The sequence below is a fragment of the Nitrosomonas nitrosa genome, from assembly GCF_003051105.1.
GTDB lineage: Bacteria > Pseudomonadota > Gammaproteobacteria > Burkholderiales > Nitrosomonadaceae > Nitrosomonas > Nitrosomonas nitrosa.
The window spans coordinates 1-13,032 of the sequence record NZ_QAOO01000023.1; the positions used below are offsets into that span (position 1 = coordinate 1).

Genomic DNA, 13,032 nt, shown 5'->3' on the forward strand with positions numbered 1-13,032 from the left:
GTGGCATCAGGAATCCCTCGAAAACAATTTCTGTGTAAAGCCCATCTCAAAAAGTCGTATCTTCGCAAAATCCAGACTGTTTGGCTGCTAATTTTTCCACTCCCTCTGCTAACTCATGTAATAGATTGATTTATATCTATTCTTTAGAATCCCTTAATAATAAGGATCGTTTCGGGATCAGGTTGTCTGAATTAAAGCAAAATTTTTTGAGTGATCGTTTTGCTTTTGTGTCGTTACGAGGCTATATCACCATTTCTTTCAAAATTTGGACATACCTATCCCCTCAACCGTTAAGATTGATGGCTAAAAATTAGTCAAAGCACTTTCACATGACTAAAGTCATCAGCTGATTTGCTGTCAGCACAAGAATGCCAAACATCAAATGACACATAACCTTGGCATGTCCACGCACACGCACCATGCGACCGCCAAATTCATTTTGAGTGTCTCAGTCTTAAGCTACACTTGAAATATTCTGTTTCGGACATTTTGAATATTCGTTTATTTTGTTTATACCTGCTCTCATGAAACTGTTTGGATCTATTAAGTGGCTGTTATGACCACAACCACACTCTCCCCCCACACTCGTTGCCGACGGCTGAAGAGGTTGCTATTGCTGGCGAAATGACCGAGTATTGCCTGCCTACTTGCAGACCCAGGCAGAAAACCCAATATATCGAAATTGTCGATGATAAATGTGCAAGCCATCCACCACACATCAGCATCATGGAGCAAAGCGCACCTTATCATGCAACAAAATCGATTTTGACCGCTTTACTCATTCAGTGAAAGATCGTAATTCCCCGCATGCTATAAAAATTACGTCGTACAAAACGGTAATTTTGTTTCTTTGTTTTCAATTTATTAAAATATAACTATATTCAATAGAGCCAACCTTCTTGACACCTATCCCCATTCTCAAATTAATTTAAAAACCACCGAGTCTATAATTTACGTTTAACTGATAAACACTAGAAGAATGCTTCCAGAAATCACCGGAAAAACAGTTTATTCGTCTCGATACTTACATATTGAAATGTTTCATTTATTGAATGAAACTGATTTAGAAACAATAACACTTGCTGAAGGTCTCGCAAAGATAAGCCGGGGGGTCGATTACAACGTTGTACGCATTGCTACAGACAAGAATTCAATTTCTTTTCTCCACTATCCGAGTTTTTTTGAACAACCATTTCCTGAGCTCATTGCAAGTTGGCGCGTTGAGCTCGCAGGAGAGCAATCTATTCGAAATCGCTCCTACGCTGATTCACTCAATCCTCCTATTCTTCACCGCAAAGAACTCTTACTCCCACCCGAGCATAAAGAGATCCCTAAATTTCAAGCGCTCACCCAAGCGGCTGAAGCAATAGGTCTTTTTGATGATCCCTCCAAGATTGGATTTCGAAAACAGTGGGAACGACTTATAACTGAAAAAGGTTATCGTCTAATTGACCATGAATTTGTTCCTTTTGGAAATGACCTCTCAGAAACTAATGAAAATATTGTAATTTCTTCATCTGATGAAATACAGCGCCATCTAACAGCACTGGTGCGCTATGGATTTTCTGCGCCGATTCAAATGCTCGCAAAATTTGGCTTTCTCGATAGCTCACGAAGTATATTTGATTACGGATGTGGGCGAGGAGATGATATACGCGGCTTACAGGAGAACAACATTCAAGTATCTGGTTGGGATCCATACTATGCGCCAGATAATCAAAAACAATCAGCCAATATTGTTAATCTTGGATTTGTAATTAATGTCATTGAAGATATCAATGAGCGAGTTGAAGCACTTCAGGGTGCTTATACGTTAGCTAAAGAGCTACTCGTAGTATCGGTAATGTTGGCAAATCAGTATTCAGCCAGAGGAAAACCTTTTCGTGATGGTATGTTGACATCTCGCGGCACTTTCCAGAAGTACTACACCCCCAATGAACTTAAGATTTTCATTGAACAGCATTTGAATGAAGAATCTATACCAGTAGCTCCAGGGATATTTTTTGTTTTTAAAGATAAAGATACTGAGCAACGTTTTCTAGTTAATAGAAGCCGTTCACGTTCTAATCTGTTACGTGCTGCAAGCCAGGCGCGACGTACCCCTCAACCAACAAGAGCTGAAAAAGATTCTGCTCGCTACGCTGAAAATCAAATACTACTTGATACACTTTGGCAGCAATGGTTGGAGTTGGGACGTGAGCCCGATAAAAGTGAAGTATCAAATTTACCTCAGATACTTGAAGCTTTCGGTAGCCTGCCAAAGGCACTTCGTTTCTTACGCAGCCAGAAAGACGAAGCCATATTGGAGACTGCGCGCAAGCTGCGACAAGACGATCTATTAGTCTACTTTGCCCTTGCAATGTTTGAGAAGCGCAAGCCATATCGCCATCTTGAATCGCATCTACAGCGTGATATCAAGGCGTTCTTTGCTGATTATGAAACCGCACAACTCGCTGCGAGAGAACTGCTGTTCCAAATTTCACACCCCGAACTAATCGATGCAGCTTGTCGTAGAGCAACCTCAGAAGGACTCGGTTGGTACGTAGAAGGAGAATCGTTACAGCTCCATTCAGGCCTAGTCGAACGTCTTCCACCAGTTCTTCGAGTTTATATTGGTTGTGGTGCTGCCTTATACGGCGATATCACATCTGCCGGTCTAGTCAAAATTCACATTCGTTCTGGAAAACTAACCCTCATGCAGTTTGATGATTTTCTTGGAAAACCCCTTCCCAGAATGACTCTTCGAGTAAAAATACTCTTCCATCGCCAAGAATTCCAGCTATTTGAGTATCAGGGAGAGTTTGAACCACCTTATCTTTACCTGAAATCACGATTCATGAATGAAGAAATGGAGAGTTATACAGAACAAAATGCATTCGATAACCAGCTAGAATTATTGAATATTTTTGATCTCTCGGGTTATGGTCCCAACCCAAAAGAATTTGATCACACTCTAAATCTTGCCCGCTGGGAAATTGACGGAATGCGTTTAATTCGAAGCCGTTCTATTCCTGATCTTGATGACCCATGTGGTAAGTATTTTACGTACCGTGATTTTATCGAATGTGGTGAAACACAAGCCAGAACAGGATTACCCAATTTACCGAAAGAAGCAGATTCCTATACAGCCCTATACGAACTTGCAACGAATATCCTAGACCCGGTGATTGACTATTTCGGGATGATCAAGCTGACTTATGGATTTTGCACTCCAGAATTAGCTAAGCATATCCCTGGTCGTATCGCACTACATCTAGACCAGCACGCTGCTCATGAAAAGAAACGCAATGGTAAATTTATTTGTGAACGATTAGGTGCAGCTTGTGATTTTATTGTTGAAAACGAAGATATGGAGGAGGTGGTTCAATGGATAAGTGAGAATATTAATTTTGATAGGATATATTTTTATGGGAATGATCGTCCTATTCATGTGAGTTTTTCTAGTTTACCATCTAGGCAATTTACAAAGATAAAATTAATAGGCAATGGAAGAATTATCCCCTGCACATCAAAGAAATAGTTAAGATTACAACATGCCCCATCACTTTTTAAATTTTAATGTTTAAGATATCAGGGTAGCGCCTAGCGATATCTGGATGTCGCTTTAGTTTTCGCTCCACGTCACCAGAATCCCACCACTCTGTTAATTGATTTGTACTATTTCTAAGTTTTTCTAAATGGTCAAACAAAGAAGAACTTATTCTTGGGAGAGCTATTAATAAAAAACCACTAGCCTCATAATGCTCCAATGTGTCACGAATATCTTGAACATCGCGCTTTCCAATAGTTTTGGATCTGCAAATATTGGTGGCTCTGTCAAAATATCTTCAATACACCACATATGAATTGACGACCAAACTGTGTAAATTAAACTTTTTACTCATTTAAGTATTTATTAGAGAGATATCTGCGGATTCTGCCACGACCGTCTGATGATGCTCGCTAACTCTACAATTTCCTCCTCACTTGCAAATGGAACCTGTGCCAGTATGACTTTTCCTTCACCAGAAAGACGCGCAGCCAAATGCCCCTTTCCCAAGAGCCGCTCAGCACCTGGTTCATCAAGGACTAGAATCGAATTTTTCTTGTCAGCAACTTTTAAGACTAGGCGATTCGTCAAGTTTGCACGAAGTTGCATTGGCAGTGCATCTTTGTCAGGTCGTTGCGTAATCAAAACGAGGTTAATTCCTGCTGCACGTGCTTTTACCCCCAAACGGCTTGCATTCAGATCCACGGCATCCCGATATTCATTCATCATCATCCAGTCTGCCAATTCATCATGAAACAACCATATGCGTGGAAGCTGTTCGGAAGAAGAAACTTTGCAATTATAGTTATCGAGCTTAGTAACACCTGCCTCAGCCAGTAATCGGTTCCTTCGCTCCATTTCAGTAACCAATTCTTCTAAAGCATGAATAGCCTGACCCTGCTCAGTAATTAATTCACCATCGAGGTGCGGCATGTGTCGAAGCCACGGAAAATCAATCCCTGCCTTAGGATCAATCATACGTATGCGTGCTCTTTTCGGAGAATTTGTTGCACAAATATCTAGCAGGAGGGACTGTACCAAGACGCCTTTGCCGCTTCCTGTTTCCCCAGCAATCAGTGTGTGAGGACCATGAGACTGATGCCCTCCAAACTCATTGCCGACATTCAGATATAGCAACTCACCATTCGATTCTTTTGCGCCAAGCAGCAGACTGTTATTTGACTCAGGCGCGGTTGAAGGAAGATCGCGTCGTTGCCAAAGGTCCCGCAAATGCAATATTGCCCGATGTGGTCGTTTTACCATGATGATAATTTCCATCGGGGCGGCCAAAATATTGATGACATCAACAGCATGGGACGTCAGCAACTCCTGTCGCTTCTTTTCGACCTTTATCACAGTCAAATCGTCCGACCCCCGAAAGCGCACGAGTGCCGCATTGGGTGTTAATCGTGCTCCGATGAGTTCTGCGGTCATTTCATAACCGCGCAATGCTCTCTGCAATGATTTGACCGTTGTATCTAGCCAGGCTTTGGTATCTTCATCTTCTTCATCTGAGACAGTGCCTGAACTCACCCATTCTGCGAGTTGGCGTGATGGCCACATTTTTAGCAACTCATTTGGTATAGCATCTTCGTTATTTCCCATCTCAGGTTCTGGTTGAGATGATACATTTTCTTCTTCTGCTGTTAGTGAATTAATATATTTTGTTTCTTCGGGTGATTCTTGGCTATCGACCTGGTCGTTCGATACAGGTAATGAATCCATTGCTTGCGGCATTTGGTTGCTACTAGGCTGGGTATTAGCTTGCGCGTTGTCAGATGCTGATTCCTTAGAAACAAGTGTGTCGGTCCACTCTTCGTCTTCAGACACTGCCTGCTTGGTTGAAACTAGTTTGTGCTTAGCAGAAGACCGAAAAGACCGGACAACACTAGATTTGTCAAAGATTTGTTTCACCCAATCCGTGAGTTGGCTTGATGGCCACATTTTTAACAATTTATTTGGGATAGCATCTTTAGTATCTTCAGTCACTGATTCCATTTGAGATTCTGTCTTTTCTCCTGCTGTTAAGAAATCAGTTTGTTTTGGTTCTTCGAGTGGTTTTAATCTATCGATCTTGTCGTTCGATATGGGTACTGAAACTGTCCCTTGTGACATATGGTTGCTACTAAGCCGGGTATCAGTTTGCAAGTTTTCAAAGGCTGTCCCTTTAGAAACAAGCGCTTCAGCCCACACTTCGCCTTCAGGCACTGCCTGCATAGCAGAAATTGAATTCTGCTGAGCGAAAGACCAGAAAAACCTGGAAACACTTTTCTTGTCAAAGACTTGCTGTGCACAATGAGGCATTCCTTTTAAAGGTATCGCATCTCCAGCATCTACGTATTCTTCATTGTCATGAATGAAGATATGTGAGAATCCAGCTAGCTGAATTGGAACTTTATCTTGCCTGACTTCATCAGACCATTTGTGTAGGTCCCAACCGTTCATTAAATCCGGATCAAACGGCTCCATGCCTTCTATCATGAAATCCCCTAATCGATGTAGCCAGATTTCACGGTCTATTCGTTTGTGTTTTGGATCAATCGCACGGCCAAGACGAGCAACAGTTTCTTCAAGCTGTTTTGCAGATTTCTTTGCCTGAGTTCTATAACCACGCGAGCTTACAAATTTGGCCTCAGAAATTGCAACCTTTAGAACGGGCATACCATTCACAATACGAGGAGCAATCGCCATGATATCGGCCATCTGCTCTTCCCGCTGGCCGAACCAAGTGGCAAAATCATCCAGAAAAAACCAACCAAGCGGTAAATTTGTATCTCCAAGTCCTGTGCGGATTTGTTCCATGGATAATACAATGCCTAGTAATTCATTCGCATAGTGGCCGTAACGCGCTGCACGCATCACGACTTGACCGGACAGCGCATTGGCCTGCTCGATGAGTCTATCAATAACGGTTTCATTTCCATCGATAATTGCTGGATCAAGCTGTTCCAATCGCTCCTTTAGAAGTACACGAAGGAGTCTGGGCTTAGATGTTGTCGATACAACAATATTGCGATCTACATGACGGTCATGAATATGACGGATAACACGAACTCCATTGTTGCTCAAGAGACGACGGTCAACCAATTGATCGAAGTTAACAACCCATTCACCGATCTTGTGTGTCTGACGAAATACATCCGCAATATCGCCATCGCGGAAATTGACTTCACGCGCAGGGATGACATTGTTCGGCATAGCATTGCCACCTTCGAGGAAACCCTGTACGAGGTTGAGGTGGCACTGGCCCACATGAGGCTGAACAGGGCAAGCTAGATAGACTGCTGTTGCTGTATCAGCCAAACCTATGGGGCGGCGTCTAGACCAGCGCGCCGGAACATGATCAAGCAATTCAGGATGTCTTTCACCAGGTGCCCGTTTCCAGACCAGCTTTGCATTCCGTGCAACTACATCCTGAAGCGCCACAAGGTCAGCAGCCCGGTCAGTATCATTATCAGGGATATTAGCGGCGTCGAGAAAGCCAACGCGCAGCCTAGAGAGGAAGTTCCTTGCGGCTTCGCTGGCCATGACCGATCCGGATTCCTCGTTAACGGTAACATTTTGTTGTTCATAAATCCGCCTAATACGCTTGGGTTCCGAATGTGTTAACAATAGATCACATTGCAGATCATTTTCTTGCTCGACTTTGCTTGATAGCTCGGAAGCTAGAGCACTCGGTAAAGCTTTAGACTCAGCGTTATAAAGCACTATTGAGAAATTACTGCGTTCGTGAGGGAGGAGCTTAAGATACTGTTCTCCGACATTTCCAAAGGCTTTGGCTGCTATACCTGGCTCAATGTCAAGCGCCTCATCCCCATTCGGGCGTGCTCCACGCAGCGGCGGCTCTGCAAGAGTGTAATCATATACTGTGTCAGCTGCTGCAAGGAGTATCGGTTGATCTTGATCAAAACCAATACAGATTTCTGGATAATAATTCGAAATGAGTTCAGTCTGTACCTGGCCAAACAGCAAGTCAGCACGGAAAATATCATCTTCTTTAGCATTGAGAACATCATTGATCAGCTTCGCAGATTGGTGTGCCTTAATACTTATTTCAGCGAGTCGCATCGGATGCCACGGCGTAACAATTGCAGCAGGAGTACCAGCGCCAACATTTGCGACACCAAAACGCAAAATCTCCTGCCAAAGTCTTTCTCGTGAGAGATCGTTATTTGCATGTTCTAGAAGAGCGTCAAGAAGTTCACCGTAGGCTATAGCTTGCTCTATAAGAGCATCTGATGCAATTCCGGAGCCTTCTGGCGTGACCCAATCTCGTATAGCCTTTGTGTACAAATTTAGGAATCGCTCAAACGCTTCACGTATGCTTTTTGTGCTGTGTGCTCCCAATACGATAGACATTTCATCGAGTGCAGACAAGAACGGTGTACTTCTGTCTCCGCTATCTTTGTTAGGGGCAACCAGCCTTCCATCATTTGTATTGGTGACGTCCCGGATGGTATTAACATCATTGAGCGCTATGCGCTGAATACTACCCTTGGCACTGACAGACTGCCTTGCGATATCTGCTGTCGGTAATAAGGCGTACTCTTTATCTTGGTTAGCGATATTCAACAAATCATCAGGCAAGGCTGTCGCAATAGCATCGACCGGCATTTCCCAGTGGAATATAAGCTTAGTCTTTGCACCTTCAGGATCTAGAGTAGCCTCGAATTTGATAGACCGAGCCTCTTTTGAACCAGACGTATTCTTCGCAAGATCATCTTCGACTTTTGGATAATAAAACTCCAACAACTTTCCAAAATCCAATTCGACATTTTTGCCTAGGATTGTTTGAAGTCCTCGGTAACGGAAGGCAAGATATCGCGCAACTTTTGCGTTCTTTCCGCGCCAAAAACTTTTCTCTCTGGCATTAGGAATACGTATTGCCAGTTTATTTTCTTTCAGCTCCTCGTCACTTACACGGCGGCGCAAACTATCCAGAGTTTCCAGCAATCCCACAAGGAAATCTTGATAGGCTTGTGGGTTACAATAGATATAACGCTCCCATTTTCCAGACAGTTTTTTGTCGCGTGCAAGGTGTTCACGGTGGGTTTCAAAGAATTCCTGGAGATCGTCTGATGGCTCCTTAGGAAAATCTCTTGAAAGTAGTTCACGCTCTTCATCTTCCAGCAAATCATCAAATTCATCGTCAAAGAACTTGATCGTTTGTTCTCCCAAAGACAAGGAAGCTGTTCTTATAATGCCTTCGAACAGGTCAGAGATTGACCTCCAATCCAGGTCCACTAACCCTTTTTGGGCATCAGACCAATTATCAATACGCAAATCAGCATCAAGAAAGCTCTGTATAGCCTGGTTTTCTGAATCGGTCAGCCGACCTGAGATATCTTCGAAATTTGCCAGAAGTTGGTCACGGGGAATAGGTTCACCTCTTTCTGTTTCTCGAACAAGAAGCGGTCTAACTTTACTTTGGAGGCTCTTGAATATCTTGTTCCATTCACCGAGTACTCGACGCTTTTTCTCGGGTATGCGATCAAAATACCCTGAATAGCGAGGAAGCCTGAGGCTCGGAAGAGCATTGTCTATGGCCTTTTGTAAAGGAAGCCCTTTTAGAATAATTCCGTCCGAGATGGCTAGCACAAAATCTGCAAAGGTCTCAATAGTTCGTGCTGCATGTGTAAAGTTCGCAGATTGTAGAGCGGTGAGTAGATGATCTTGCTTATTTTCATCAAGGTAGGTTGATGTCAATCCAACCTTATCAATCCAAAAGTTATAGCATGTTCTCAAGGTGTCGGTTTCAATCTTTGTGATCTTTTCAACACTCTTGTCATTACGTTGTAGCTCTTCTTGCGATGCAGCAAAGAGTACCGCACGTGTGCCGTCTACCAAGCGACAGTGACGCCAGTGTGTAATGGATTGGTCGCTTCTTGCATCCGAGGGCAGAGTGCTTTCTGGATCAAATAAGGAGGAGACTTTGACTGAAACGATAGCCCCAGCATCTGAATCCGCCAAGACTGCCTTCGCAATTGAGCACACAAGAGATGCCTCTAACCCAAGCATACAAAAGCGTAAAGAGCCTTCGGGTTCCTGATTTAGATGTCTCTTGATAAAGTCTAGCGCCACCGCCGCAATGAGTTCATTTCTTGTCATGCATTGCTCCTGAACGGATTTTCGACGTAGGCACAATCATCAGAAAGACGGCGCAGCAGCCCCAAAGTCCTTAAGCGCTGCTCCAAGCGTTGTGTATTCTGCATAAAAGCGTTCTGATCCGTTGGAAGAGCCCCAAAGGCACGTTCTGCCTCGCTAGCGCCAATAACCAGTCGGAAACGGTCATACAGCTTTGCAAGGAACCGGTGATACTCTTCGCGACCTTCGTCAACAGTACACATGACAAGCGCTTTGAGCAGCGAATCGTCAGGCGAGTACCATGTTCCTGCACCTCGGCGTGATACCGCCAACCCAATTTGCCTCGCCCATTCCATATGTACTTTTGCAACGTGTTGTTGGTGGCGCTTCTCTGCGTAGCCTCTGAGGGTCTCAAATATTGTCTCGGGATCACCGGAAGGCGGGCCATCATCCGGTTGCCATTCGTAGCGTTCTTCAAGGTATTCCCTCACAGCCTCGGATGGCGCCCTTGCTTGCAGCGCGGCACGCCACCGCTCGTCTTCTTTGGCAGATTCTATATACGCGCGAACCGCGCGCGTTGATAACATTCGATTTGCTCCGAAATTTTCCTTCGATAGCTCGAACAACGTTGTTCTTCGTGGTGAAGCAATTTCCAATACAAATTTGGGTTCGCTTGAGTCACCAACCTCCTCATTGGCACGTCGCAGTATATAAAGCAGCATATGCAAAGCTGAAAGACGCATCAATGGGTCGAGCAGGACCTCGCCAGTTAGATCTAAGTCGAGAAGCTGAGTCCATGTTTCCGCAAGTTCTTCATATTCAGGACGCTCGGCAAAAGGAAGATAGCCAATTGTGCTTGAAACTGGATTTGAATCTACTCGGTAACCCTTCGGCAACAATGCACAAACCACACGATTCCATGTTTCGTCTTGCCGTAGCAGCTTCTCTGAAATCATCTTCGCTATTTCTACGCCCTTGCCACTGCGATTAAGCATGAGGTAGAGCAATTCACCGCTTCGTGCGAAGAAGCGTCGGTCTGGGCTCCCATTTATATTTGCGGGCAAATCTGCATAGAGACAATTTGGGCCGTATGGAAATAGAAAACGGGAACTCCATCGGCGCTGACGATGTGGTTCAATTGCAGACGTCTGGAAGAATTCCACCACACGGCCAAGCCTTGCAAACGAGCCAAAGCGCTCTTGCAGATACCCTAAGTCTTCGTCAGAAGAAAATGCCTTTAACCAGGTACGCCACCGTTCCTGGTCAGATTGATGGTTATCCTCAACATAACGAATATGCGGATTATTGAAAACCAGCTGCCGTAGTGGAATTAGACGTGGAATATAGTAGGTAAATGATTCATGCGCTCCGTCGCGTTCACCCTCATGCAGCGCTTTGCCCTCGGCATATCTTGACTGAAAGATTGCAAGAAATTCTAGAAATACAAGCCATGGCGTCTGGTCGTTGTATAGGCGGTGTCCCCAAATAGCCTCATCAACCCAAACATTAACATCATTTCTGTATTTGGCAGGAGCCTCGAGACGTTTATTCATGAGCTTAACCTGATACGAATGTTGTCGGTATGCGCTCGCCCACGCTCATCCACTGTTAGCGCTTGTAAACTGATTTCATCACCAGAAGACTCTTCACCGATCAGGTCAAGGTCATCAAGCCTTTTAATGAGCCGCAATTTGAAATCGAGGAAATCCTCATTACACTGACGCGAGAAGCTAGCTGGCAGGCTACCACTTGCCACGCGCACAAGATACTCAAAGTGAGTGAGCTGAAGAGTGAGACTGTCGACGATGCCATCGCCTTGGCTCGCAGGATCAATAATTTGCAAACATGGCGTCGCGCCGTCCGATCCTATTGCAAAGTTGAGGTAGGGGTCTCTTCGATGTCTAGTTGTCGGCAGGTCATAATTGAGAAGAGATGCTATCCGACCACGTCCATCACCGCCAGAGGAGGCAAGGTATAGCTTCGCACCATCATCAATCATCATGCCGCAAAACGTTCTGTTGAGCCCTCGAACCAAAAGTTCGGTCACGCGTGACACATCACTTCTATTTGCTAATCCGTCTACAAATGTTAAAAACCTGCCTGATGCTTGATAAACGGTTAGTCGCCAGGGATCCAATGCACTTTCCGTCGGTAATGAGAAGAAAAGACGCTGCCTTTGCCGGGACAGAGCGCTCATAAACTCGTCTATACTTTCCCTTTCCCCTTCAAGATAATCACGTAGATACGCCTCATAGGCCGATGCTCCGTAATGAGTGTCCATCGACACTAATTCTTTGTAGAGTTTCGAACCATCGTATATCCCGTAAATAAGTAAATTATCAAATTTATTATCTGTTTCGCGACCGATGCCGAAAGCTTCAAGTGTATTGAAAACCTGATATTGTTGCCGCTGACGTTCAGGCAAGTTTGCTCCGAACACGTTTGCGTATGGGTTTGTCAGTCGATAATCTTGTTTTTCTGCCCGATTCTTCGCTGTTCGACAAGTCAACAAAATTTGTCTCTCCTGCCGGTCGCCCAAAAGTATGTTCACGCCAAGAAGAAGAAGGTCTCGGATAGGTATGTGCATGTGGTTGGCGCGCGCAAGTTTCATCAATTCCCCGAGACGCTTTCGAAATACCGACCCGTTACTTCCATTGCGGAGTCGTTCCCGATTTATACGAATTGGGCAAATCGTTGATCCATCTTTATTGAGCAAGTCACAGCCTTCGCATTGTGACCATTGAGGATGTTCGACAAGTTGTTCGACGAGTTCCTGAAAATGCTCAGATGCATCGAGACGGCTAAGATTGAAAAGATTCAAATTAAGAGCATCGTCACTTGTTCGTTCATCAACCAGCATATCCTCTACAATTTTGAAAACCTTATGCTCTTCTTTCCCTTGGGAATCCGACCAATCACGCCAGCTTGCGAGAAGTTGACCGTCATTGGCCGCCACAAGATAAACATTGTTTGCGCTTCCGCCAACCACAGCAATGGCCAGATTGGCGAATAAGTTGTTTTTCTCGCTTACTGTCAATTCGCTCAAATCTTTAACAATCGTAAGCATTTTTCCGGAAGCAGGAAGTGTAAGCGAGACAATCTTCTTGCCCACTTTCCATTGCTCAGGATCGCCACCGAGGTCCGTCCAGATTCGTCGACAGTGGTATGTTTTACCATCGCCAGCCGTCCCCGTCAGGATCACGTTGCGAGGTTCAGATGACTCAAAATTCTCCTGGACCTTCTGTAATCTGGCAGGAGTAATATGAATTGCAGGGTCAATCCCATGCCGTTCGATCTCGGACTGGATTAGCTCGTCGTACATGTTGTCCCCTGCGGGGATTGGCCCGTAATGTCGTAAGAAAGAAATTAAATTGTTAGTATGAGACATACTATCGAATTATATCTATTTGAGAAATAAA

General features: G+C 44.5%; 5 protein-coding genes and 1 pseudogene. 2 read left to right on the forward strand and 4 right to left on the reverse strand.

Annotation, left to right across the window (positions count from 1 at the left end; genetic code table 11):
* Positions 1 to 325: 325 nt before the first annotated feature.
* Positions 326 to 442 (reverse strand): annotated as a pseudogene (locus tag C8R30_RS16445) (IS1182-like element ISCARN109 family transposase); the annotation flags it as partial.
* Positions 443 to 534: 92 nt separating this feature from the next.
* On the opposite strand from C8R30_RS16445, the gene C8R30_RS11995 reads away from it, so the two are divergent.
* Both C8R30_RS11995 and C8R30_RS12000 read left to right on the forward strand, forming a co-directional pair.
* Positions 535 to 789, forward strand: coding sequence for a hypothetical protein (locus C8R30_RS11995; RefSeq protein ID WP_107790203.1), 255 nt, complete (start codon positions 535 to 537; stop codon positions 787 to 789).
* Positions 790 to 979: 190 nt separating this feature from the next.
* Positions 980 to 3,520: a DNA phosphorothioation-associated putative methyltransferase gene (locus C8R30_RS12000; RefSeq protein WP_219908864.1), complete on the forward strand. Its 2,541-nt coding sequence runs from the start codon at positions 980 to 982 to the stop codon at positions 3,518 to 3,520.
* Between the two features lie 375 nt (positions 3,521 to 3,895).
* Here C8R30_RS12000 and C8R30_RS12005 read toward each other — a convergent pair whose 3' ends face one another.
* From C8R30_RS12005 to C8R30_RS12015, 3 genes are read right to left on the reverse strand one after another with little or no spacing between them, the layout of a single operon-like run.
* Positions 3,896 to 9,637 (reverse strand): FtsK/SpoIIIE domain-containing protein, encoded by a 5,742-nt coding sequence (locus tag C8R30_RS12005; protein WP_204800371.1) that lies wholly within the window; start codon positions 9,635 to 9,637, stop codon positions 3,896 to 3,898.
* Complete coding sequence (locus C8R30_RS12010) at positions 9,634 to 11,166, reverse strand: hypothetical protein (protein ID WP_107790204.1); 1,533 nt, start codon at positions 11,164 to 11,166, stop codon at positions 9,634 to 9,636. Before C8R30_RS12010 ends, C8R30_RS12005 begins: the two co-directional genes overlap by 4 nt.
* Positions 11,163 to 12,935, reverse strand: a complete 1,773-nt coding sequence (locus tag C8R30_RS12015; protein ID WP_219908865.1) for a hypothetical protein — start codon at positions 12,933 to 12,935, stop codon at positions 11,163 to 11,165. Before C8R30_RS12015 ends, C8R30_RS12010 begins: the two co-directional genes overlap by 4 nt.
* Between the last annotated feature and the right edge of the window lie 97 nt (positions 12,936 to 13,032).

Coding starts and splice junctions, on each gene's coding strand:
- C8R30_RS12010 (WP_107790204.1), bottom strand. CDS start 11,166: ATGAATAAACGTCTCGAGGCTCCTGCCAAATACAGAAATGATGTTAAT.
- C8R30_RS12000 (WP_219908864.1), top strand. CDS start 980: ATGCTTCCAGAAATCACCGGAAAAACAGTTTATTCGTCTCGATACTTA.
- C8R30_RS12015 (WP_219908865.1), bottom strand. CDS start 12,935: ATGTACGACGAGCTAATCCAGTCCGAGATCGAACGGCATGGGATTGAC.
- C8R30_RS12005 (WP_204800371.1), bottom strand. CDS start 9,637: ATGACAAGAAATGAACTCATTGCGGCGGTGGCGCTAGACTTTATCAAG.